The organism is Azospirillum soli, assembly GCF_017876165.1.
In the GTDB taxonomy this organism is placed as follows: Bacteria; Pseudomonadota; Alphaproteobacteria; order Azospirillales; family Azospirillaceae; genus Azospirillum; species Azospirillum soli.
Genome location: NZ_JAGINQ010000015.1, coordinates 139391 through 161740 on the forward strand (window position 1 = coordinate 139391; position 22350 = coordinate 161740).

Sequence of the window (22350 nt, forward strand, 5' to 3'; positions counted from 1 at the left end):
TGTGAAAACGGTCCCCATTGTCGCAGGTACATTGCAGGCGCAAAAAATAACCGGCGGCGCCGTATGGCAGCCGCCGGTCGTGTGTACGGAAAGGTTATGGAGGCCGTTCTGTATGCGACTCGAGCGGGTTAAGCCGCCATGTGGGCGGGACGCCGCAGCGCCTGAGCGGCACTCAGCACCGCCTTTTGCAACTTCTCGAACGCGCGCACCTCGATCTGACGCACCCGTTCGCGCGACACGCAGAACTGCTGGCTCAGCGCCTCCAAAGTCGAGGGGTCGTCCTTCAGCCGGCGCTCGAACAGGATGCGCCGTTCGCGGTCGTCGAGCCGCTCCAGAGCTTGCCCGACCAAGCGCCGCCGCAAAGCCAGCTCATCGGCTTCCGCGATCATGCTTTCCTGGGTCGGACGTTCGTCGGCCAGCAACTCCAGCCAGTTGGTCTCGCCGTCGCTGGACAGCGTGGCGTCCAGGGAGCTGTCGTTGGACGAGAGGCGGCGGTTCATTTCCACCACTTCCAATTCCGGAACGTCCAGTTCGGTCGCAATGGCGGTGACCGTTTCCGGCGACAGGTCGCCCTGCTCAAGCTCTTCCATTTGGCTCTTGAGGCGGCGCAGGTTGAAGAACAGCTTCTTCTGCGCGGCGGTGGTGCCCATCTTCACGAGCGACCAGCTGTGCAGGATGTATTCCTGGATGGCGGCTCGAATCCACCACGTGGCGTAGGTCGCAAAGCGGAACCCGCGCTCGGGATCGAATTTCTGGGCGGCCTGCATCAGTCCGACGTTGCCTTCGGCCACCAGGTCGGCCAAGGGTAGGCCGTAGCCGCCGAAGCCGCGCGCGATCTTGATGACCAGCCGGAGGTGGCTGCCGACCAGACGTTCGAGCGCTGGCGCGCTGCCGCGGTCGCGCCAGGCAACGGCCAGTTCGCGCTCTTCATCCGGGGCGAGGATGGGGAAGCGCTTCGATTCTTCGACGTATCGGGTCAGGCTGGCATTTTCACCAGTCAGGAGTTTCTTGAGCACTCCAAGGCCTCCTCTCTCCAACTCTCCACCGTCAGCCGTGACGCCTTACCCTGCCGATGAACGCTGAGAGCGCTCATCGTTTCGGCCTTTGTTTTATGGAATTTCGCCGAACTTCTTCAGGATCGCGTCAGTCAGACACCGATAATGTGCCGGGATGACCAAGTTGGATCAAGCCTGTAAACGGTTCTCCGACAATATTTTTCGTCGTATATCCCGGCTATTCTACAGCCGAGACAGTTGTTCCAAAAGTGAGAACCTTTGTTGTGGTTGTTCGCGGAGGAGGTCTGACGTTTTGGAGACGAGCGATTTTGGGCCTGTCCATTTGGCCAGTCTCAGCCAAAAAGCCAAAACATCGATCGACCCAACCAGCCTTTCGGAATATCGCGATCAGCCGAACGTCATGGGGCGGCGTCCAGGCGCTTTGTTTGCGATCAGCCGGGAAAGCGGGGCGGTCGCGGAATTTTGAAATGGGAGCGCTCTGCCATGCGACCAGCCTTTTCTTCCGGGATGCCCTTGCTTTGCCGCTACTCGCCTCCTCGGCAATCGTCGGCTAGCGTGGGTTGCAACCGGCGTGTTAGCCTGGAGGAAAGACACAGGGTTCCCCCATGATCATTCGCGACAGTCGAGCTTCAGACTTGGATCGCATCCAGGCGATTTACTCCCATCATGTGTTGCGGGGCCTTGCCTCCTTTGAAGAGGTGCCGCCGGACCAGGCCGAGATGGGGCGGCGGCGGGATGACGTGCTGGAGCGCGGGTTTCCTTATCTGGTGGCGGAGATCGACGGCGAACTCGCCGGATACGCCTATGCCGGTCCCTACCGCCTGCGCACCGCCTACCGTTTCACGGTCGAGGACTCGATCTACATCGATCCGGGCTGCATGGGGCGGGGCATCGGGCGCGCGTTGCTGGCGGGGATCATCGACCGCTGCACCGAAGCCGGATGCCGGCAGATGGTGGCGGTGATCGGCGACAGCGGGAACGCGGCGTCCATCGGGCTTCACCGGCATCTCGGCTTCGAGCCGGCGGGGGTCCTGAGATCGGTCGGCTTCAAGTTCGGTCGGTGGGTGGACGGCGTCCTGATGCAGCGGGCCTTGGGGGACGGCGACAGAACCCTTCCCGAGCAATAAAAGAGGCCGTCGGCGATCACCAACGGCCTGAGTAAGGGAGGAAACGCTCCAGAGGCGTATGACCAAAGCTTATGCCGCAGCGCACAATGGCGCCATGAGTGGAATGTCGCAGATCCCGTGATCCGGTTATGAGAAGCGGGAGCATGAAAAACGGGCGCACCCGGTGGATGCGCCCGTTGATCGCTAAGCCAATAGCGCCAGCGTCAGCCTTGGGGCGTCAGCCGTGGACGGCCCGCTTGCGGCCGAGGCCGAGCTTCGTCGCCATTTCCGAGCGCGCCTTCGCGTAGTTCGGAGCCACCATCGGGTATTCCGGCGGCAGATTCCACTTCACGCGGTATTCGTCCGGCGTCAGATCGTAGACGGTCTTCAGATGCCGCTTGAGCATCTTCAGTTTTTTGCCGTCCTCCAGGCAGACGATGTAGTCGGGGGTGACCGACTTCTTGATCGGCACGGCAGGCGCTTGCTCGGCTTTGACCGGAGCGGCCTTCTCCTCACCCAGACCGCGGAACGCCTCTTGAACGTTGCTGATCAGCGACGGCAGGTCGCCGACCGCCACCGTGTTGTTGCCGACATACGCCGCCACGACCTTCGCGGTCAGCGTCTGCAGTTCCGATGGTTCGATGGTCATTGTGGCGCTCCGCTGGGTCCGGTGCGTATCAGCCGTTGACCGAATCGCGCAGCTGCTTGGCGGGCTTGAACTTCGGCGCCTTGGAGGCGGCGATCTTCACGACTTCGCCGGTGCGCGGGTTGCGGCCCTCGCGGGCGGCGCGCTCGGCCACCTCGAAGATGCCGAAACCGGCCAGGCGAACCTCTTCACCGCGACCCAGCGCCGAGGAGATGCCCTCGAACACCGACTGGACGACCTTGGCCGCTTCGGTCTTCTTGATGCCGGCGCTGGTGGCGACGGTTTCGATGAGTTCGGCCTGGTTCATGCACAACTCCATGGGCTGGATTGACTGCGGATTTTTCCGTGTTATTGGCAGAAGGAAACCATCCGCACAAGAGCCAAGGCGCCCAAGGCAACCTGGGGTGTTTTACAGGGTCTGACTTCTTGCCGGAACTGTGGCCCGTATGCATCAAGCCGGCCGCGGAACCCGTGCCGGCTTGGATGCGGAGCCTCTGCCGGCGCCGGGATTCCCGCGACTCGCAGGCATTTCGGGCCGCTTCTCCGCGTCACCCGGAGAATCCGAGCGTCTTGAGGGCTTCGATCGAAGTCTTGGCGCTGGTGTGCAGGATGAAACGGCCGCCGACGGACTCCCACGGTTCGCGCGCCTTCTCGCGGTCGTCCACCAGCACCTTGCCGGGGCCGCCGTAGCGGTGCTTGTCGCGGGCCATGCAGGTGATGACGCGGACGTGCGAGCCCAGCATGTGGGCGACCCAGCGCCGCTTCTGCTCCGGCGCCCAGGACCCCAGCGGCAGGCCGGTCAGGATCGTCGGCTCGTAGGGCTCGCAAAAGCGCCAGAGATCCTGGGCGTCGTGCATGAACTCCAAAGTGCCGAAGAAGTCGGGATGCCGGGACAGCTCCCGCCACATGACCTTCATCGGCAATTCCTCCGGGCGCTTGCCGGTCACGGCCTTCACGCCGCGGTCGAAGTCGGCCAGCACGCCGTCGAGGTCGAGAAACAACTCCAGCTTCGTCATCGGGGGACCGTCGGTTCCTCAGGTGGTTCGACCACAGAATAACCCCGGAGGAGCGGAGATGTTTGGGGAACCTTCGCCGGTGGGGTGGGGTTGCTGGGCAAGACGCTTTTGGGGAGCGGGGTATGACCGTCATAGGCATTTCAGGATCGTATGGGGGGTTGAACCTTGGGGACGAAGCGATCCTGACATCGGCGGTGGCGCAGCTGCGCGCCACCGTGCCGGGGGTGGAGGTGGTGGTCTTCACCCGCAACGCGCAGCACACGCAGGAAAACCACGCGGTGGACCGGGTGCTGAACCCTCGGGAGGCCATGCGGGACGAGATCACCCCGGAGGTGGAGCGGCTGGACCTGCTTCTGCTGGGCGGCGGCGGCATCCTGTACGACAGCGAGGCCCAGACGTACCTGCGGGAAGTGACCATCGCGCAGAATCTCGGCATCCCCACATACACCTTCGCCATCGGTGTCGGGCCGCTGAAGGACCGGGTGGAGCGGGAGGCGGTCCGGGAAGGGTTGGACCGCATGGCCGGGATCACCGTGCGGGAGCAAAGCGCCAAGCGCCTGATCGAGGAAATCGGGGTCACCGTCCCGGTGACGGTCACCGCTGATCCCGCCCTGTTGCTGGAGCCGGAACCCTTCACCGACGCCATGCTGGCTGAAGCCGGTATTCCCAGGGACCGCCCTCTGGTCGGCCTGTCGGTGCGCGAGCAGGGCGCGGCGGCGCCGGACCTGTCGGAGACCGCGTACCACCAGCTGCTGGCCGAGGCGGCGGACTTCATCGTCGAGCGGTTTGGGGCTGACGTGGTCTTCGTGCCGATGGAACTGGCCGACGTGCGGGAAGCCCATCGGGTGATGGGGCGCATGAGCCTCCCGGAACACGCCCATCTTCTGAAGTACCAGTACAAGCCGCGCCAGATCATCGGACTGATGGAGCATTTCGAGATGGCGGTCGGCATGCGGCTGCATTTCCTGATCTTCGCCGCCATCACCGGAACGCCGCTGATCGCGCTGCCCTACGCGTCGAAGGTCTGGGACTTTCTGGCCTCGCTGGGGCTGGAGCCGCGCGCCATGGCGGGGCACACCACGGCGGGGACCTTCCTGGCCGACCTCGACCGGCTTTGGGACAACCGCGCCGAACAGAAGGCGCTGCTGCGCCAGCGCGTGCCCGACCTTCAGGACCGCGCCCGCCACACGGTTGCGCTCGCCGTCCAGACGGTTCGGCCGCGCGACGATGTGGCGATAGCCTGACGAGAGGAGTGTCGACGTGCCGTTCCTGACCTGTCCCAGCTCTCCGGAAACCGTCACGCTGCCGCCTCGCCAAGCCTTGAGGGCAGGGCGGTGCAACGTCCTCGTGGTCGGCGGCGGGCCGGCTGGCATGGGCGCGGCCATCGGCGCGGCGCAGGCCGGGGCCGACACGGTTCTGGTGGAGCGCTACGGTTTTCTGGGCGGCAACGCCACGGCGGCGCTGGTCATGCCCTGGATGAGCTTCTACACCCAACGCGGCTCGGTCGCGGTGGTGGACAACACCGCGCTGATGCCGCAGGACCACGGGCCGGGAGAGCCGGTGGTCGGCGGCGCCCTGGCCGTGTTCCTGGGGCGGCTCTACGCCAGCCACGGGGCGATCCCGCCCTCTCCGGACACCGGCTTCACCGTGCCCTTCGACCCGGAAATCCTGAAGGTTACCGCGCAGGAGATCCTGGACGAGGCGGGGGTGAAGGTGCTGCTGCACGCCTTCGCCTCGACCGTGCTGGGCGAGAAGGGGCGGCCGAGCGGGGTGGTGTTCGAAACCAAGTCCGGCCCGGTGGTGATTGAGGCCGATGTCATCATCGACTGCACCGGGGACGGCGACATCGCGGCGCTCGCCGGCTGCGACTACGAGGTCGGGCGGGAGGAGGACGGGCTGACGCAGCCCATGACGCTGATGTTCCGCATGGTCGGGTTCGACCACGCGGCCTTTTCCGACTTCGTGCACGGCAACCCGACGCAATGGCGCGGCGTGCACGGGTTGTGGGATCTCGTGTCCAAGGCGACCGCGAACGGCGACCTGAATTTGACGCGCGAGGACATCCTGTTCTTCGCCACCACCCATCCGGGCGAGGTCGCGCTGAACTGCACGCGGGTGACCGGGGTTCTGGGGACGAACGTCTTCGACCTGACGCGGGCCGAGTGGGAGAGCCACCGGCAGGCGGCGCAAATCGCCGCCTTCCTGCGGAAATATGTGCCGGGGTTCGAGCGCGCCTACAACTGCCAGACGGGGACCGGGATCGGGGTGCGCGAGACCCGCCGGATCGTCGGCGAGTATTATATGACGGCCGATGACGTTCTGGGCGCCGCCAAGTTCGACGACGCGGTGGCACGCGGCACATACCCCGTGGACATCCACAGCCCGACGGGGAAGGGGACCGTCCTGAAGCGCGTTCCCTCTGGCGAGTGGTACGAGGTGCCCCTGCGGGCTCTGCTCCCCAAGGGGATGGAGAATCTGTTGGTCGCCGGCCGCTGCATTTCCGGCAGCCACGAGGCCCATTCGTCCTACCGCGTCACGCCGACCTGCATGGCGACCGGGCAGGCTGCCGGCGTCTGCGCCGCCATGGCCGCGAAGGGCAGGGCAAGGACACGGGACGTCGTGGCCGGGGCCGTGCAGAAGGAGTTGCTGCGGCAGGGGGCTTTGTTGCGGGAGGTTGGCTGAGCCGCTGGTGGCGTTGCTTGCCTTCTTGTGCACCATTGTGCGGATTGTGCAGGGGACGGGTTCTGCACAACGGGGTTTTTGGGCGGTTTGTCGTTTGATTTTAGGGGGATGGTGAGGGTTGTGGGTGGGCGTATGTTGTGCGGTGGGTGCACAACGGTTGGCGGGCGAATGATCGGGTGTGCTGTGCCCCCACCCTAACCCTTCCCCGCCGCGCGGGAGAGGGAACTCCGCCGTTGTTCCCTCCACCGCTGAAAGCGGGGAAGGGTTAGGGTGGGGGCCCGTGTTATCCGGGATGATCGGCGGCAACGGGCGGTCCAACCGGCCCTCGTCGTCGGGCGGCAGGGTCCAGGAGGGGGCGAGCAGGTCGTTGTGCTTGCGGAGTTTGACGCGGGCCTCGCGGACCAGAGAGACATATTCCCAATAGGTGCGGTAGCGGAAATCGGTGTGTTCCTGCCAGGCGCCCCAGATGGTGGTACGGTGCAGGCCGACCTTGGCTCCCGCTTCGGTGGGTGAGTAGCCGGCGGCGATCAGGCGGGCGACGCGGGCCCAGACTTCGTCGGGGTAGGGCGAGCGGGGGACGAGACGGCCTTCCTCGCATTGCGGGAGGGGCGGGCCGTCCAGCGCGTCGGGGCCGCTGGTCGGGGCGCGGCCGTCCTGGGCGTAGCGGAGGACGCAACTGTCCAGGCACTTGGGATCGGAGCGGTCCCAGGCCGTCTACCAGCGTGGGATGGGAGAAGCCGAGCGCGGCCAAGCCCTGCGTGCGGTCGCGGGGGATGCAGCTCTTGCCTCGGCGGAACCCCAGCGCGACGGTGATGGCGCGTCCCCCCGGAAGAATGAAGGACGATAATCCTATTATGGGCGCGCAGAGAGGTCAACCGTCCCCCTCGCTCGTCTATGGCGGCGGAGGAGACAATCGCCGGTTTACCGACGATCCCAGACCTTGGTTTCGATGAAGCGGTTGGCCAGGAAGCGGTAGGTCTGCTTTTGCAGCTGCTCGGCGGCGGGGGATTTTTCGATGGGAGTGCTGTCCCAGGCTTGCAGCAACTCCTCCCACTCCAGGAGGCGGGCGCGGAGGTCGTCGCGGATCTTGCGGATGAAGCGAACCGTCGTGTCGAACGCCTTCAGCGCGCCGACGATCTCGCCGGTCTGGGCGTCGGCCTGTTCGAAGATCGCGTCGTATTCCTTCAGCGGCTTGCTTAGAAGGCCCTGCATGCGGGCGATCTCGCTGCAAAAGGTGCGGTCCGTCCGGTAGAACTGGCCGAGCTTGGCGAGGCCGGTGCTGATGGCACGGATGTGGTTGAAGCGGTCGCGCAGCGCCTCGATGTAGGACAGTTCCTGCGTCAGGTCGTCGATGCGGTCGGTCAGGAACTGTTCGGCGTTGTCGGTGATGCCCAGCTTGGTCGCGATCTCGGTGAAGGCTGTCTTCAGGCGCTGCTTGGTCTGGGGATCCTCGACGATCTGTTCCAGTTCGTCGGCGTCCACGACGATCATCTCGCTGCCGGTGATCCAGGAGACGAGCTGAACCGTCAGGCGCCCCTTGGCGATCAGGCGGTGCTTGTCCTCCACCGACCAGGAGGCGCGTCCGTCCAGAAGTTCGCCCGGAATCTGCTCACCGGGGCGGATCTGCTTCACGTAGTTCAGGCCCTTCGTCACGACCTCCAGAAGGCGGGCGTCGTGGCTGTCGTCCGGGATCTGAAAGGATTCCTGCAACGTCACGAAGGGCAGGGCCGCCTTCAGGTCGCCCAGCAGGATGTTCAGGACCGGCTGTTTGCTGCCCGGATCGATGCAGAAGAAGGCGCCGGGAAGGCTGAACACCTTGTGCTGGAAATCGAAATGCGTGTCCCGCATGGGGGCCGGCGCTTCGCCCTCCGGCGTCGGAGTCGCGGCCGGGTCGGCCGGGTCGATGCCGGTGGGGGTGTCGGGGGCGTCGGTCATGGTCGGCGGGCCATTCGGGTTATGTTCGGGGCTGGGTTGTTATCGGTACAGACTATGCGTTCGCCGGGGACGGGGGGTGCGGTCCAATGTCGCTCCCCCGCCGGTGAGGCGATTTCACACTACAGCAGATCGCGCAGCCGGAACCAGAGCATCGCGAGGACAAGCGCCGGCGTGCGGAAGGGCCGTCCGCCGGGGAAGGGCTGGTGCGGCAGGCGGGCGAACACGTCGAAGCGTTCCGCCGTGCCCCGGATCGCCTCGGCCATCACGCGGCCCGCCATGCCGGCCAGGGCCACGCCGTGGCCGGAATAGCCGTGGGCGAACAGGGTCGTCGGCGTCAAACGGCCGACCTGCGGCATGCGGTTGACCGTGATGGCGACGTTGCCGCCCCAGAAATGATCGATGGCCGCGTCGCGCAGCTGCGGGAAGACTGCAAGCATCTTGGACCGCATCGTCAGGCGCAGGCCGGGCGGATCCATGCCGGAATAGCTGACTCCGCCACCGAACAGCAGCCGGTGGTCCGACGAGCGGCGGAAATAGTTCAGCACGAAGTTCATGTCGCTGACCGCGACGTTGGTGGGGAGGAGGGATTTGGCTGTGTCCTCGCCCAGCGATTCGGTGGCGATCAGGTAGGTGGCGACCGGCATGATCATGGAGGCGAGGCGAGGGGAGAGCCTGCCCAGGTAAGCATTGCCGGCGAGAACCAGAAAGCGGGCGCGGACCTTCCCCTTGGCGGTCTTGGCGGAAGGATTGGCGCCGGTGTCGATGGCGGTGACGGGGGACTGCTCGAAGATGCGGACGCCGGCCGCCGTGGCGGCGCGGGCGAGGCCGAGGGCGTAGTTCAGTGGATGCAGGTGGCCGCTGCCGGAGTCGTGAAGGCCGCCGACGTAGGCGTCGCTGTTGACGTGCTCCCGTACCGTGGCGCGGTCGAGCGTCCGGATGCGGTCGTAGCCGTAGCGGCCGCGCATCTCGCCGTCCAGATCGGCCACGTCGGCCATATGGCGCGGCTTCACCGCCGCGTAGACGAAGCCCCAGGTCAGGTCGCAGGCGATCGCGTGCCGTTCGACGCGGGAGGCGAGGAGGGCCTTGGATTCCTCGCCGAGTTCCCACAGGCGCAGCGCGTCGTCGCGGCCGACCCAGCGTTCGATGGTGGACATCGGCTTGTTGTAGCCGGTGATGACCTGCCCGCCGTTGCGGCCCGAGGCGCCCCAGCCGACGCGCTGCGCCTCCAGCAGGATCACATCGAAGCCGTGCTCGGCCAGTTCCAGCGCGGTCATCAGGCCAGTGTAGCCGCCGCCGACCACGCAGACGTCACATGTCTTCTCCCCCTCCAGCGTGGGGTGGGGCGGGTGCGGAGTCGCGGTGTCGGCGTACCAGGAACGCAGGTAGGAGGGCTTTGGCATGGTGCCGAGTTAGGGGGCGGGGGCGGGGGGCGTCAAGGCCGCCGATACGGCCGCCGATACAGCCATTGGGGCAACCTCCACCTTCCCCTCTGGCGCGATGGGGGGCTTCGGGGTCATAGTGGTGGCGGTTGTTCAACAGCAGGGAGGGGCTGCCCACCGTCCGGTGCGGTCCATCGTTTCATGGGATTCATGGAAGATTTCATCAAGAAGAACCGCATCACCGAAGTGGAATGCCTCGTGCCCGACATGTCGGGCATCGCCCGCGGCAAGATCGTGCCGGCCGAGAAGTTCCTGCGCATCCTGCGCGACCGCGGCCTGCGCCTGCCCGAGGCGATCTTCGTCCAGACCGTGACCGGCGAGTATCCGGACGACGAGGACGTCACGTCGGACGAGAATTCCGACATCTACATGATTCCGGACGAGCGCACGATTCGCTTCGTCCCCTGGTACGAGGAGCCGACGGCGCAGGTCATCACCGACTGCGTCTACGCCGACGGCAGCCCGGTCAGCTTCTCGCCCCGGCATGTGCTAAAGCGCGTGCTGTCGCTCTACGAGGAACGCGGCTGGAAGCCGCTGGTCGCGCCGGAGCTGGAGTTTTTCCTGGTCCAGGTGAACAAGGACCCGGACTATCCGCTGGTGCCGCCGGTCGGGCGCAACGGGCGCGTCGAGAGTGGGCGGCAGGCCTTCGGCATCGACGCGGTGAACGAGTTCGATCCGATCTTCGAGATGGTCTACGACTTCTGCGAGGCGCAGGACATCGACATCGACACCCTGACCCACGAGGCCGGGGCCGCGCAGATCGAGATCAATTTCAACCACGGCGAGGCGCTGGAACTGGCCGACCAAGCCTTTCTGTTCAAGCGCACGGCGCGCGAGGCGGCGCTGCGCCATCAGGTCTACGCGACCTTCATGGCCAAGCCTATGCAGAACGAGCCGGGCAGCGCCATGCACATCCACCAGTCCGTGGTGGACGCGGAAAGCGGGAAAAACCTGTTCTCAGAACCGGATGGCAAGGACAGCGCGCTGTTCATGGCGCATGTCGCGGGGCTTCAGAAATACCTGCCCTACGTCATGCCGCTGCTGGCGCCGAACGTGAACAGCTACCGCCGGCTGGTGCCGAATTCGGACGCGCCGATCAACGTGCATTGGGGCCGCGACAACCGCACCACCGGCCTGCGCGTGCCGGTCTCGCAGCCGGACGCCCGGCGGGTGGAGAATCGCGTGGCGGGGGCTGACGCCAACCCGTATCTGGCCATCGCGGCGTCGCTTGCCTGCGGCTACCTCGGCATGGCGCAGGGGCTGGAACCGACGGAGCCGGTGAAGGGATCGGCCTACCGCCTCGCCTTCACGCTGCCGCGCCACCAGGGCGACGCGCTGTCGAAGTTCAACAACTGCAAGCCTTTGAAGGAAATCCTGGGCGAGAAGTTCGTGGACGCGGTCACCTGCGTGAAGGAGGCCGAGTACGAGGCCTATCACCGGGTCATCAGCTCGTGGGAGCGCGAGAACCTGCTGCTGAACGTGTAACGGCCCGTCCGTTTGCGGATTTCGGATGAATACCCGCCGCCTTCGGCATCGCGGCGGGCATGTCCGAGTCCCTGATCCTCACATGCTATTGCAGGACACTTGGCGCGAAAATTGCGCGCATAGGCATGCAACTCAAAGAACTTGATGGAGGGTGGTGACGGGATGTCCTGATGGTTGTCTAGGTGGTGAATTTTTCTCTTTATGGCGCTGGATTGCTCGCGGCATTATTGCAATTCCAGAAAATTCATACAGCCATAGGGAGAGCCACATGGATCGCCGCCAGTTCATCGTCGGGGCCGCCGCCATCGGCGCCGCCACGGCCCTGGTTCCGGCCACCGTCCGCGCCCAGACCGGGCGGGTCCGCCGCAACGTCATGAGCCTGAAGGCCGACGACCCGTTCTTCACGGATTACGCCAAGGCGGTCTCGGCGATGCACCAGCTCCCGGCCTCCGACCAGCGCAACTGGCGCAATCAGGCGCTGATCCATCTGAACCACTGCCCGCACGGGGCGGTGGATTTCGTCCACTGGCACCGCTACTACCTGACCTATTTCGAGCAGATCTGCGGCCAGCTCAGCGGCAATCCGAACTTCGCCTTGCCCTATTGGGACTGGTCCTACGGCACCGGCAATATCCCGGATCCGTTCTACGACGTGGACGCGCTGAACGTCACCTATTGGAAGGACAAGTCGGACGCCCAGTCGGACAACTGGGGGCCGGACGAGGTGACGACGATCGGCATCCGGATCCTGCCGAAGGGCCAGGGCGTCCAGAGCGACCCGGTGCGCGGCGGCGCCTTCACCAAGGAGAACCTTCAGAGCATCCTGGCCTCCACCGACTTCATATCCTTCTGGCAGTCGCTGGAGACCAGCCCGCACAACAACGGCCACGTCGTGGTCGGCGGGAGCACCGGGCACATGGGCGACGGCATGTCGCCGCTCGACCCCATCTTCTGGCTGCACCACACGATGGTCGACTACATGTGGGCGTCGTGGCAGGCCAAGGCGACAACGACGCCGGGCCTGGACAAGAACTACAGCGGGCAGTTCGTCAACGGCCAAGGCCAGACGGTCACCGGCATCGCCTCCGCCGGGTCGCTGAACTATCCGGGGCTCGGCTACAGCTATGAGGGACTGCCCCCGCCGTCGGCGCAGATCGCCCTGGCGGAAGCCCCCCGGCGCGCGACGCTTTCCGCCGCCGCTCCGCTCGCCAGCTCCAGCGACCCGACGGTCGTCTCCGCCCCTTACGTCACCACCATCCCGCTGACCAGCGCGCGCTCCCGCACCAGGATGCTGTCGGCACCGGCGACCGCGTCGGGCGGCGGACGGGTGCGGGCGGTGATCACGGTGGGCAACGCCCCGACCATCGCGCCGATGCTGATCAACGTCTTCGTCAACAAGCCGGACGCCAACGCCCAGACCCCCACCACCGACCCGAGCTTCGCCGGTTCCTTCAGCTTCTTCGGCGGCCACCGGCTGCACGCGGCGCCGCAGGACATCGTGATCGACCTGTCCAGGGCGCTGTCGCAGGCCACTTCCGCCAACCCGTCGGACGTCAGCCTGCAGCTGGTCCCGGTGATGCTGGAGCCCTACACCGGCGCGCCGCCGACCTTCACGGTGCGCGGCGTCCGCGTCGTTCAGAGCTGACGCACGCGGCCCGGTTGCCATGCCGCTCCGTCGCGCCAATTTCTCTGTCAGGGACTTTTCCTCTCAGCGGTTTGGAACGACGGATGGTCGGCCATGGGCAAGAAATCGGCGTGCCTTCCAACGATCGGGGCTTTGTTAACGCTGGCGGCTCTCGGCCTGACGGGAGCCGCCATGCCCCTTTCCGCCGCCGGCGCGGCGACAGAGGCGCTGGGGACGGTCGGCGCGCACAAGCCGGCCGAGGTTTCGGTGCCCGTGCCGGCGGGCGGGCAGCGCTATTTCCTGGCCCTCACCGTGGCGCCCACGCGGGTGGAGCGCGGGGAGGGCTATTCCGTGGCGGTCTACGACTCGGCCGCCGGACCGCCCCCCGCCGGAGCGAAGCCCCTGGCGGTGTTCAGCTTCTTCCCGCCGCCGCAGGTCGGCAAGGCGGTGGAATTCGTCGCTCCGCTGCCCGCCGAGACGGTGGCAGCGCGTGGCGGGAACGGCCAACTGGCCCTGACGGTGACGCTGGTTCCCGTGGAGGAAAAAACGAAGCTGGAGAATTCCGCCCTGGAAATCCGCTCGGTCCGCCTCAGGGCGGAATAGCCTTCGTCCGGCCCCCCATTGACCGCGCGGCATCGTGCTTCGCCGCCCCCGCGAATCGTTGACAACCCACCCCTTCGTGGGTGCAATAACGCCCGCGCCGGGGACGCCGTGCGGAGCGCGCCGCACCCCTGCCGAACGACTAAGAAATTCGGCCAAGAAATTCGGGGGCTTACGACATGAAACGACTCGCTTTCAGCATCCTCGGCGCGGTGGCCGCCGTCGCGGTCGCCGCGCCGGCAATGGCCCAGGACAAGAAGCCCGTCAACATCTACATCTGGAACGATTATCTGGGTGAGACGACGACCGACGACTTCACCAAGGCCACGGGCTACCCGACGAAGGTCGATCTGTACGACAGCCTGGAACTGCTGGAGCAGAAAGTCACGGTCGGCAAGTCCGGCTACGACGTGATCGTCCCGACCGCCGAACCGACCCTGTCGCGCCTGATCCAGGCGAAGGTCGTCGCGCCGCTCGACAAGTCGAAGATCCCCAACCTGAAGAACGTCGATCCGAAGGTGCTAAAGCTGCTGGAGGCGTCCGACCCCGGCAACAAGTTCGCCGTCCCGTATCTGGGCGGCACCGTCGGCATCGCGATCATCCCGGAAAAGATCAAGGCCGTCGCCCCCGACGTCCCGCTCGACAGCTGGGACCTGATCTTCAAGCCGGAGGTCGCCAAGAAGGTCGCGTCCTGCGGCATTACCGTGATGGATTCGGCGACCGACGTGATCCCGTCGGTTCTGAACTACCTCGGCCTCGATCCGAACTCCGAGAAGAAGGAGGATCTGGAGAAGGTCGAGAAGACGCTGATGGCGGTGCGCCCGTACATCAAGCAGTTCGTGACCGGCGGCAACATCAACATCCTGGCCGGCGGCGACGCCTGCGTGGTGATGTCCTACAACGGCGACGCCATCCAGGGTGCCGCCCGCGCCGAGGAAGCCAAGAACGGCGTGAAGGTCGAGTACGTCACCCCGAAGGAGGGCGTGCAGGTCTGGTGGGACACGCTGGCTGTGCTGGCCGACGCACCGAACAAGGCGGGTGCCTACGAGTACATTAACTTCATTCTGGACCCGGCGAACATCGCGGCCATCTCCAACAAGGTGAACTACGCCAACGCCGTTCCGGCTTCTCTGGCGACGGTGGACGACGCCGTGAAGTCGAACCCCGCCGTCTTCGTGCCGGAGAACAGCAACGTCAAGCTGTTCGCCCTGAAGGCGATCAAGCAGTCGACGGAGCGCGCCCGCACGCGCCTGTGGACCAAGGTCAAGACTGGCAAGTAAGGCCGTCTTAAGAGTCGATGCGCTACCAGCGCCCCGGTCGTTCCCGATGAGGGGGCGGCCGGGGCGTTCCCTTGTCGGAATCCCCTGTCGGATTTCCCCTGTCAGCCGGACTTGAGAAGGACACCGATGGCCGTCCAGCCGATCCGCAAGCCCACGCGTCTGGAACCCTGGCAGGACCCGGCCCAGACACCCTATGTGCGCATCGAAAAGGTGACCAAGGCCTTCGGCGATTTCGTCGCCGTGGACGACGTCAGCCTGTCGATCTACCGGGGGGAGTTCTTCGCCCTTCTGGGCGGCTCCGGCTCCGGCAAGACGACGCTGCTGCGCATGCTGGCCGGTTTCGAGACGCCGACCGAGGGCAAGATCTACATCGACGGCGTCGATATGGCCGGCATCCCGCCCTATGAGCGGCCGGTCAACATGATGTTCCAGTCCTACGCCCTGTTCCCGCACATGAGCGTCGAGCAGAACGTCGCCTTCGGCCTTCGCCAAGATGGCGTGCCCAAGGGCGAAATCCGGGAACGGGTGGCGGAGATGCTGGACCTCGTCCAACTCGGCCGCTTCGCCAAGCGCAAGCCGCATCAACTCTCGGGCGGACAGAGGCAACGCGTGGCGCTGGCGCGCTCGCTGGTCAAGCGGCCGAAGCTGCTGCTGCTGGACGAGCCGCTGGGGGCGCTGGACAAACGGCTGCGCGAGCAGACGCAGTTCGAGCTGGTCAACCTCCAGGAAAAGCTGGGCGTCACCTTCATCGTGGTCACCCACGACCAGGAGGAGGCGATGACCATGTCGAGCCGAATCGCCGTCATGAACCACGGCGTCATCGCCCAGGTCGGCACGCCCACGGAAATCTACGAATACCCGCAGTCGCGCTTCGTCGCGGAGTTTATCGGGTCGGTGAACATGTTCGAAGGCCGCGTGGTCGAGGACGAGGCCGACCATGTGCTGATCCGGTCGGAGGAGGCGGGCTGCAACCTCTACATCGACCACGGCGTGTCCGGGCCGGAGGGCGCCACGGTGGCGGTCGCCGTGCGTCCGGAAAAGATCGCGCTGAGCAAGGAGCCGCCGCCGGGCGCCGATGGGCGCAATATGGCGCGCGGCATCGTGCGGGAGATCGCCTACCTCGGCGACGTGTCCATCTATCTGGTGGAGCTGAACACGGGCAAGACGGTGCGGGTGACCGCGCCGAACCTGACGCGGCGCACCGAGATGCCGATCACCTGGGACGATTCGGTTTATCTGACGTGGCAGCCCTTCGCCAACGTGGTGCTGACGCAATGAAGGACCTTCTGAGCCGTGTCGGGCTGTGGAGGCGCGGGGCGGTCATCGCCGTCCCGTACCTGTGGCTGCTGCTGTTCTTCCTGGTGCCGTTCCTGATCGTCTTCGGCATCAGCCTGTCGGAGGCGGTGATCGCCCAGCCGCCCTACGCGCCGCTGGTCGATTGGCTGCACGACGAGGACGCCGGCACGAGCAAGCTTCAGCTGGTCCTGAACCTGTCGAATTACCTTAGGCTGGGCGAGGACGAGCTGTATGTCCTGGCCTATCTGAACTCGCTGAAGATCGCGCTGGTCACGACGGTGTGCTGCCTGCTGATCGGCTATCCCATGGCCTACGCCATCGCGAAGGCGGAGCCGGCCAAGCGCGGGCCGCTGATGATGCTGGTCATCCTGCCCTTCTGGACCTCGTTTCTGATCCGCATCTACGCCTGGATCGGCATCCTGAAGGCCAACGGCGTGGTGGACAACCTGCTGCGCTGGACCGGGATCACGACGGAACCGTTCGAGCTGCTGTATTCGGATTGGGCGGTCTACATCGGCATGACCTACTGCTATCTGCCCTTCATGGTCCTGCCGCTCTACGCCACTCTGGAGAAGCTGGACCCGACGCTGCTGGAGGCGGCGGCCGACCTGGGCTGCCGGCCGTGGAAGGCGTTCCTGACCGTGACGCTGCCGCTGTCGCTGCCGGGCATCGTCGCCGGGTCGCTGCTGGTCTTCATCCCGTCGGTGGGTGAGTTCGTGACGCCGGAACTGCTGGGCGGGCCGGACACGCTGATGATCGGGCGCGTGCTGTGGAACGAGTTCTTCGCCAACCGCGACTGGCCGGTGGCCTCGGCGGTGGCGATCGCGCTGCTGCTGTTCCTGGTGGTGCCGATCATGGCCTTTCAGCACGTCCAGGGCCGCCAGACGGAGGCAGGCCGATGAAGCGCTTGGGATTCCTGGCATGGGCGCTGTGGTTCGGCTATGCCTTCCTGTATGTGCCCATCGCGCTGCTGGTCGTGTACTCCTTCAACGAGTCGCGTCTGGTCACGGTGTGGGGCGGCTTCTCCACGAAATGGTACGCGGAGCTGTTCAACAACGACCAGCTTCTGAGCGCGGCCGGCCTGTCGTTGCAGGTGGCGGCGATGACGGCCACGGCGTCGGTCGTGCTAGGCACCATCGCGGGCTTGGCGCTGGCGCGCTTCGGGCGGTTCCGGGGGCGGACGCTGTTCGGCGGCATGATCACGGCACCGCTCGTCATGCCGGAGGTCATCACGGGCCTGTCGCTGCTTCTGCTGTTCGTCGCGCTGGAGCAGCTGACCGGTTGGCCGGACGGGCGCGGAATCACCACCATCACCATCGCGCACACCACCTTCACCATGGCCTATGTCGCGGTCATCGTGCAGTCGCGGCTGGTCAGCATGGACGAAAGCCTGGAAGAGGCGGCCATGGACCTGGGCGCGCGGCCGGCCAAGGTGTTCTTCGTCATCACCCTGCCGCTCATCGCGCCGGCCATCGTGTCCGGCTGGCTGCTGGCCTTCACCCTGTCGCTGGACGACGTGGTGGTCGCCAGCTTCGTGTCCGGGCCGGGATCGACCACGCTGCCGATGGTCATCTTCTCCAGCGTGAAGTTCGGCATCAGCCCGCAAATCAACGCGCTCGCCACGCTGATGATGCTGGTCGTCTCCACCGGCATCTTCATCGCCAGCCTGGTGATGGCGCGCCAGCACCGGCAAAAGCAGCGCGACGAGCAGATGGCCGTGCAGGAGACCGTTCCGCGCCCGCTGCGGTGATCCCCCCTGAGCCCATCTCCGTTCATCCCGTTGCCAAATCCGCCGTCCGATGGTTAGGGTGGATTGGGAAGAGAGCGATCTACAAGCTTTCACCGTCATTCCCACGAAGGCGGGGATGACGGAAACGTTGAAGAACCGAGGGATCGAGGGATGACGACACCGGCGGCCGAAGGGCTGTACATGCCCGGCGAATGGGAGCAGCACACGCGCTGCTGGATGGCGTGGCCCTGCCGTCCGGAAACCTGGCCGGAAGGCGCCTTCGACGCGGCGACGGACGCCTATGCCGAGGTTGCCCGCTCGATCAGCCGATTCGAGCCGGTGACCATGGTCTGCGACCCGGCGGACGTGGCGGAAGCCTCGCTGGCCTGCGGGGCCGGCGTGGAAATCCTGCCGTTTCCGATCAGCGATTCGTGGATTCGCGACACCGGCCCCAGCTTCGTCGTGGATGGGAAAGGGCAGGTGGGCGGCGTCCATTGGCGGTTCAACGCCTGGGGCGGCAACTACGAGGGCTGCGAGAAGGACCAGCAGGTCGGCCGGATGGTGCTGGAACATCTGGGGATGCGCCGGTTCGAGGCGCCACTGGTCATGGAGGGCGGCTCCTTCCACGTGGACGGGCAGGGGACGCTGATCACCACGGAGCAGTGCCTGCTGAACCCCAACCGCAACCCGAGCCTGAGCAAAGCGGAGATCGAGGAACTGCTGAAGGAGCACCTCGGCCTGTCCACGATCATCTGGCTGGGCGAGGGCTATCAGGACGACGAGACGGACGGGCACATCGACGAGATCGCCCTGTTCGTGAAGCCGGGCGTGGTCATGGCGATCACGACGGACGATCCGGGCGACGCCAACTTCAAGGCGTTCCAGGACAATCTGGACCGGCTGAAGCGCGCCCGCGACGCGCAGGGGCGTGAGTTGGAGGTCATCCCCGTGCGCCAGCCGGCGCGGCGGGACGAGAACGGCGTGCGGCTGACGCTGTCCTACACGAACCTCTACATTGCCAACGGCGGCATCGTCATGCCGGCCTTCGAGGACCCGGCCGACGACGAAGCCTACCGGACGGTGCGCAAGGCCTTCCCGGACCGCGAGGTGATCCAGGTCCCGGCGCTGGACATCGTGCGCGGCGGCGGCGGCATCCACTGCATTACGCAACAGCAACCAGCGGTCCGATAAGACACTGGAAACAAATAGAATTTTCAGATGCAAGGCTGAAATGTCCTGTTGCGAACTTGTTGCGAGGTCTTGATTTTCCTCGGAAGTGGCGCGCATTGTTGCGAAGTAGTTGCGAACTTTCGAGGTATCATGTCGGAAGCCGAAGCGGCCACGCTGGCGGAGCGCAAGGAGATTGAAGACGGGCTCTTGATCTGGCGCGACAGCAAGAGCCCGTTCTGGCAGATGCGCGCCTACGTGCCCGGCACCCGCCGCTACGTCCGGCAAAGCCTCAAGACCACCGACATCCACACCGCTGTCGTCGAGGCGCGCAAGCGATGGATGCGGCTTCAGGTGCGCGTTGAGGACAATCTACCCGTCTTCGAGATGCGCATAGAGAAGGCGTGCGACTTGTGGTTGGCGGAAAAAGAAGAACTGGCCAAGAAGGGCGCATACAAGGCCAGCGTGCTCCGAGTAGCCAAGGGAGCGATCAAGCGATACCTAAAATCCTACTTTAAAGGTCGGCCTTTGAGCAGCATCGACCATGCTGAAGCGGATCGCTATTGGACATGGCGGCTCACCAACGCTAAGCGCAGCGTCCAACCCAGCAAGGTCACCATCGGCGCCGAACTGAACACCATCAACCAGATCATCGAGTGGGCGGAGATCAAGGGGCACCTGAAGCGCGGAGTGGTGCCTCGCCTGAAAAAGCCCAAGGCCCTCGCCAAGACCAAGGTAAACCGGCGTGCGGCCTTTACGCCGCAGGAAATGAAGACGCTCTTCACGATCCTGAAGCTTTGGCAGAACGAGGCGCGCAACGACCGCGACCGAATGGTCCGAACGGTGCTCTACTACGCTGTGAAACTGGTCTACTACAGTGGTATGCGAACGAACGACATGCCTCTGCTGCGATGGCGAGATGTCAAGGCGACCTGGAGCGACAAGGACAGCCACTGGTATGTGCAGTTCCTCCTACGCGGCAAGGTCGAGCCGCGCTGGGTAGTGGTCCAACATGACGCCGGGCCGCTGCTGATCGAATGGCGCAATATCTGCCCGCACACGGAGCCGGACGACCTTGTGTTCGCCTACAAGAAGGGAGAAATGCCCTTGCTTGAGCAGAGTTTCCGCAACTGCCTAAAAAGGTTCGATCTCTGGCTCGACACCGATGGCACGCCTCGCTCCCTCTACAGCTTGCGCCATACCGCAGCCACCGAAGCCCTTGACCGAGGCGTTCCCATCGAGGATTTGGCGCGGAACATGCGGACGAGTGTTCAAATAATAATGGACCACTACGGACATATCGCAAACCTCGACAAGGCGGCACTACTGACCCATCGACAGAGCGAAAACGCACCCGAACGGCCCGCGTGGGCGAACTGAGTTCAGGTAGCGCATTCGGCGGCTCCGGATCAGCTAAGGGTTTATGCAGTGTTGGCCGCCTTCACCTACTGTGGAAGAGGTTGGCAAGCCGTTGAGCCTGCACTCAACAGACTTCACGCTTCACTCTGAGTGAGGCGCAACATTAGCAAGCCAATTTGGCTCTTGGTCCGCGTGCGCGGTATGCGTAGGATACCCACAGGATAATACCGCAGCCGTGTAGGATCGGTCAATAAGAGATGAGCATGGGCAGCAGGATGCCTCTCGTTTCATTGTGCTCGGCGTATGGAACGGCGAACTATAGTTAGGGTCCAGCAGCCGTCACTTTGAGTGAAGGAAGACTGCGGCAGGGCAGGGGCGGTTTCTTCTTTACATGGCTCCAAGGTCGTGGTAGGGTTGAGCTGGTATGGGCGATTTTGCCCGTGCGGCAACCTCGGGCCGGCATTTGCCGCCCATTTTGAAGCGCATGAGCGGCCACTTCGGTGGTGGACCGGACGTATGTGCCGGACCCTCCAAGATGGAGCAGTCAATGTCTAACGAAGTTGAAAAGAAGTCTCTGGCGTCTGTGTTTGACGAGGTTCGCTACAGAAACAGTGAGGTCAAGAGCACGAACAGTGACGAGACCAAGAAACTGTCTGTTGCGAAGCGATGCCGAGTTTATCAGCTCATTGCCGATGCTTATGCGGCAGGGCTGCTAGCCTTGGAACCTGATCGAGTTGAAGAACTCGCGAAAGAGTTGATCCGGCATCAGGTGAAGTCGCCCAAGGAAGGCCAGAACAAATGGCTGGCGTTGGTTTCTTGCATGTTTGGGGAGTTTCAGGAAGACAAGGACTTCGTGAGCTTCATGGGCAGCAGCAACCTCGTTCCTTGGAAGCGTGATCGCTCGGCTGAGAAGTACGCATATGTAATGGCCTACCTGGAGAAGATGGGGGTAACTCCTGACCGGGTGGTTCAGTACATCGAGAACTTCTCGAACGACCGTGGAAAGAAGCTCAATGGCATCATCGCTACTTGGACTGAACTCTACGGTGAGCGGCGCAGCGTTGCGGAAAAGTCGGCCTTCTTCAAGTCGGCTCTCCCCAAGGGTGCGCACATCATCGTGGTAGACTGTGACGGGAAGCGGGCGAAAGTTCGCGGTACCGTTGTTCTGCCCGAAGCCGAAAAGATGCGGATCGTCAACAGCGTCAAGGGGCATCAGCCGGTGGTTTCGTCCGACGACGTGTCTAAGGTCGGAACTTCGATCACAGGGCGTTGGATCTCGGTCGACAAGGAACAGATTGTTCCAAGAGCCGTTGAGCGGGCTGCGTGATTGAGAGGGCGGGGGCAACCCCGCCCTTCACCCACGGAACACGCAATGATTGATGACTTGCGTCGAGCCTACATCAGGATCGTCCTCGAAAATCTGAAGGCCGAGCCTGAAGCCACCGTTCCCGAAACCGAATTCGCTGACCTGCTCACGAACGAGCAACAGGCAGAGTACCAGGAGCACCGAAACACGCTGCTTGCTGCGATGAAAGGACCCAGCTTGTTTGAGATGAGCCCTGACGCTGAGGTCTATTGGCAGAAGGCACAGCACGCGATCCGTAGCGCCAAGGCAGCGAGAACCCGTAAAGGGGAGAAGACAGCGGAAGAAAAGGTCGAGAAAGCTCTTGAAGCATTCAGTTGCCTTGAACCGCGTGAGCAAGCCGCGTTCAGAGAGCTGACTGATGAAGAGCAGCTACTCCTTCATCACAATAGAATTTCTTGCAACCTTCCGATGCCGATCCGCATGGACCACTCGCTAAGCCAAAGCGCGGCCATCAACCACGCGCAACAAACGGCCCTGGAGGCGGCTTTACCCTCGCGCTTCACTAAAGCGGATTGTTTTTGGGTGTAGACGGCATTTTGGCTGGCCCGTGCTGTTGGAGTGAGACACCGTCGAAGGGTCTGCGTCCATGGGCCAGCCGTATTCC

General features: G+C 64.5%; 21 protein-coding genes. 15 read left to right on the forward strand and 6 right to left on the reverse strand.

The window, feature by feature from the left end:
- Positions 1 to 128: 128 nt before the first annotated feature.
- The gene (rpoH, locus tag J2852_RS21850) at positions 129 to 1016 is read right to left on the reverse strand and encodes an RNA polymerase sigma factor RpoH (RefSeq protein ID WP_209879691.1); all 888 of its coding nucleotides are present in this window, start codon (positions 1014 to 1016) and stop codon (positions 129 to 131) included.
- 292 nt (positions 1017 to 1308) lie between these two features.
- Here rpoH and J2852_RS21855 point away from each other — a divergent pair, with 292 nt between their 5' ends.
- A complete protein-coding gene (locus J2852_RS21855; RefSeq protein WP_209879694.1) occupies positions 1309 to 1482 on the forward strand; it encodes a hypothetical protein in 174 nt (57 codons plus the stop codon).
- A 139-nt stretch (positions 1483 to 1621) separates the two neighbouring features.
- Complete coding sequence (locus tag J2852_RS21860) at positions 1622 to 2143, forward strand: GNAT family N-acetyltransferase (RefSeq protein WP_209879697.1); 522 nt, start codon at positions 1622 to 1624, stop codon at positions 2141 to 2143.
- A gap of 217 nt (positions 2144 to 2360) precedes the next feature.
- Here the strand turns inward: J2852_RS21860 and J2852_RS21865 are convergent, their stop codons facing one another.
- The 3 genes from J2852_RS21865 to J2852_RS21875 all read right to left on the reverse strand — a co-directional run bounded on the left by J2852_RS21865 (position 2361) and on the right by J2852_RS21875 (position 3784).
- Positions 2361 to 2771: a Ros/MucR family transcriptional regulator gene (locus J2852_RS21865; RefSeq protein ID WP_209879700.1), complete on the reverse strand. Its 411-nt coding sequence runs from the start codon at positions 2769 to 2771 to the stop codon at positions 2361 to 2363.
- A 28-nt stretch (positions 2772 to 2799) separates the two neighbouring features.
- Complete coding sequence (locus J2852_RS21870) at positions 2800 to 3075, reverse strand: HU family DNA-binding protein (protein WP_209879703.1); 276 nt, start codon at positions 3073 to 3075, stop codon at positions 2800 to 2802.
- Between the two features lie 241 nt (positions 3076 to 3316).
- Positions 3317 to 3784 carry an HAD family hydrolase gene (locus J2852_RS21875; RefSeq protein ID WP_209879706.1) on the reverse strand — a complete coding sequence of 156 codons (468 nt, stop codon included), beginning with the start codon at positions 3782 to 3784 and terminating at the stop codon, positions 3317 to 3319.
- Between the two features lie 122 nt (positions 3785 to 3906).
- On the opposite strand from J2852_RS21875, the gene J2852_RS21880 reads away from it, so the two are divergent.
- Together J2852_RS21880 and J2852_RS21885 are read left to right on the forward strand one after the other, a co-directional pair.
- The gene (locus J2852_RS21880) at positions 3907 to 5028 is read left to right on the forward strand and encodes a polysaccharide pyruvyl transferase family protein (RefSeq protein ID WP_209879709.1); all 1122 of its coding nucleotides are present in this window, start codon (positions 3907 to 3909) and stop codon (positions 5026 to 5028) included.
- Positions 5029 to 5044: 16 nt separating this feature from the next.
- Positions 5045 to 6466 carry an FAD-dependent oxidoreductase gene (locus J2852_RS21885; protein ID WP_343206798.1) on the forward strand — a complete coding sequence of 474 codons (1422 nt, stop codon included), beginning with the start codon at positions 5045 to 5047 and terminating at the stop codon, positions 6464 to 6466.
- A 921-nt stretch (positions 6467 to 7387) separates the two neighbouring features.
- On the opposite strand, the gene J2852_RS21890 is transcribed toward J2852_RS21885, so the two are convergent.
- Complete coding sequence (locus J2852_RS21890; protein WP_246499896.1) at positions 7388 to 8401, reverse strand: hypothetical protein; 1014 nt, start codon at positions 8399 to 8401, stop codon at positions 7388 to 7390.
- A gap of 119 nt (positions 8402 to 8520) precedes the next feature.
- The gene (locus J2852_RS21895; RefSeq protein ID WP_209879712.1) at positions 8521 to 9801 is read right to left on the reverse strand and encodes an NAD(P)/FAD-dependent oxidoreductase; all 1281 of its coding nucleotides are present in this window, start codon (positions 9799 to 9801) and stop codon (positions 8521 to 8523) included.
- 180 nt (positions 9802 to 9981) lie between these two features.
- On the opposite strand from J2852_RS21895, the gene J2852_RS21900 reads away from it, so the two are divergent.
- From J2852_RS21900 to J2852_RS21950, 11 genes are all read left to right on the forward strand, one after another.
- Positions 9982 to 11325: a glutamine synthetase family protein gene (locus tag J2852_RS21900; protein WP_209879715.1), complete on the forward strand. Its 1344-nt coding sequence runs from the start codon at positions 9982 to 9984 to the stop codon at positions 11323 to 11325.
- A 268-nt stretch (positions 11326 to 11593) separates the two neighbouring features.
- Positions 11594 to 12970: a tyrosinase family protein gene (locus J2852_RS21905; RefSeq protein ID WP_209879718.1), complete on the forward strand. Its 1377-nt coding sequence runs from the start codon at positions 11594 to 11596 to the stop codon at positions 12968 to 12970.
- A gap of 171 nt (positions 12971 to 13141) precedes the next feature.
- Positions 13142 to 13552, forward strand: coding sequence for a hypothetical protein (locus J2852_RS21910; RefSeq protein WP_209879721.1), 411 nt, complete (start codon positions 13142 to 13144; stop codon positions 13550 to 13552).
- Between the two features lie 176 nt (positions 13553 to 13728).
- Positions 13729 to 14829, forward strand: a complete 1101-nt coding sequence (locus tag J2852_RS21915) for an extracellular solute-binding protein (protein WP_209879724.1) — start codon at positions 13729 to 13731, stop codon at positions 14827 to 14829.
- A gap of 126 nt (positions 14830 to 14955) precedes the next feature.
- On the forward strand, positions 14956 to 16107 hold the full coding sequence (locus J2852_RS21920) for an ABC transporter ATP-binding protein (RefSeq protein ID WP_209879727.1): 1152 nt from the start codon (positions 14956 to 14958) through the stop codon (positions 16105 to 16107).
- A complete protein-coding gene (locus J2852_RS21925) occupies positions 16104 to 17027 on the forward strand; it encodes an ABC transporter permease subunit (RefSeq protein WP_209879730.1) in 924 nt (307 codons plus the stop codon). Before J2852_RS21920 ends, J2852_RS21925 begins: the two co-directional genes overlap by 4 nt.
- Positions 17024 to 17875 carry an ABC transporter permease subunit gene (locus J2852_RS21930; RefSeq protein ID WP_209879733.1) on the forward strand — a complete coding sequence of 284 codons (852 nt, stop codon included), beginning with the start codon at positions 17024 to 17026 and terminating at the stop codon, positions 17873 to 17875. The genes J2852_RS21925 and J2852_RS21930 overlap by 4 nt, the downstream gene beginning before the upstream one ends.
- A gap of 150 nt (positions 17876 to 18025) precedes the next feature.
- Positions 18026 to 19045: an agmatine deiminase family protein gene (locus tag J2852_RS21935; RefSeq protein ID WP_209879736.1), complete on the forward strand. Its 1020-nt coding sequence runs from the start codon at positions 18026 to 18028 to the stop codon at positions 19043 to 19045.
- 129 nt (positions 19046 to 19174) lie between these two features.
- Positions 19175 to 20401 (forward strand): tyrosine-type recombinase/integrase, encoded by a 1227-nt coding sequence (locus J2852_RS21940; protein ID WP_209879739.1) that lies wholly within the window; start codon positions 19175 to 19177, stop codon positions 20399 to 20401.
- A gap of 403 nt (positions 20402 to 20804) precedes the next feature.
- Positions 20805 to 21707, forward strand: coding sequence for a hypothetical protein (locus tag J2852_RS21945; RefSeq protein WP_209879742.1), 903 nt, complete (start codon positions 20805 to 20807; stop codon positions 21705 to 21707).
- Between the two features lie 45 nt (positions 21708 to 21752).
- Positions 21753 to 22274: a hypothetical protein gene (locus J2852_RS21950; RefSeq protein ID WP_209879745.1), complete on the forward strand. Its 522-nt coding sequence runs from the start codon at positions 21753 to 21755 to the stop codon at positions 22272 to 22274.
- Positions 22275 to 22350: the final 76 nt, after the last annotated feature.

Bases quoted from the DNA above. Each gene is read 5' to 3' on its own strand.
- J2852_RS21860 (WP_209879697.1), top strand. From the start codon at position 1,622: ATGATCATTCGCGACAGTCGAGCTTCAGACTTGGATCGCATCCAGGCG.
- J2852_RS21865 (WP_209879700.1), bottom strand. From the start codon at position 2,771: ATGACCATCGAACCATCGGAACTGCAGACGCTGACCGCGAAGGTCGTG.
- J2852_RS21870 (WP_209879703.1), bottom strand. From the start codon at position 3,075: ATGAACCAGGCCGAACTCATCGAAACCGTCGCCACCAGCGCCGGCATC.
- J2852_RS21875 (WP_209879706.1), bottom strand. From the start codon at position 3,784: ATGACGAAGCTGGAGTTGTTTCTCGACCTCGACGGCGTGCTGGCCGAC.
- J2852_RS21880 (WP_209879709.1), top strand. From the start codon at position 3,907: ATGACCGTCATAGGCATTTCAGGATCGTATGGGGGGTTGAACCTTGGG.
- J2852_RS21890 (WP_246499896.1), bottom strand. From the start codon at position 8,401: ATGACCGACGCCCCCGACACCCCCACCGGCATCGACCCGGCCGACCCG.
- J2852_RS21895 (WP_209879712.1), bottom strand. From the start codon at position 9,801: ATGCCAAAGCCCTCCTACCTGCGTTCCTGGTACGCCGACACCGCGACT.
- J2852_RS21900 (WP_209879715.1), top strand. From the start codon at position 9,982: ATGGGATTCATGGAAGATTTCATCAAGAAGAACCGCATCACCGAAGTG.
- J2852_RS21905 (WP_209879718.1), top strand. From the start codon at position 11,594: ATGGATCGCCGCCAGTTCATCGTCGGGGCCGCCGCCATCGGCGCCGCC.
- J2852_RS21910 (WP_209879721.1), top strand. From the start codon at position 13,142: ATGCCCCTTTCCGCCGCCGGCGCGGCGACAGAGGCGCTGGGGACGGTC.
- J2852_RS21915 (WP_209879724.1), top strand. From the start codon at position 13,729: ATGAAACGACTCGCTTTCAGCATCCTCGGCGCGGTGGCCGCCGTCGCG.
- J2852_RS21920 (WP_209879727.1), top strand. From the start codon at position 14,956: ATGGCCGTCCAGCCGATCCGCAAGCCCACGCGTCTGGAACCCTGGCAG.
- J2852_RS21925 (WP_209879730.1), top strand. From the start codon at position 16,104: ATGAAGGACCTTCTGAGCCGTGTCGGGCTGTGGAGGCGCGGGGCGGTC.
- J2852_RS21930 (WP_209879733.1), top strand. From the start codon at position 17,024: ATGAAGCGCTTGGGATTCCTGGCATGGGCGCTGTGGTTCGGCTATGCC.
- J2852_RS21935 (WP_209879736.1), top strand. From the start codon at position 18,026: ATGACGACACCGGCGGCCGAAGGGCTGTACATGCCCGGCGAATGGGAG.
- J2852_RS21940 (WP_209879739.1), top strand. From the start codon at position 19,175: ATGTCGGAAGCCGAAGCGGCCACGCTGGCGGAGCGCAAGGAGATTGAA.
- J2852_RS21945 (WP_209879742.1), top strand. From the start codon at position 20,805: ATGGGCGATTTTGCCCGTGCGGCAACCTCGGGCCGGCATTTGCCGCCC.
- J2852_RS21950 (WP_209879745.1), top strand. From the start codon at position 21,753: ATGATTGATGACTTGCGTCGAGCCTACATCAGGATCGTCCTCGAAAAT.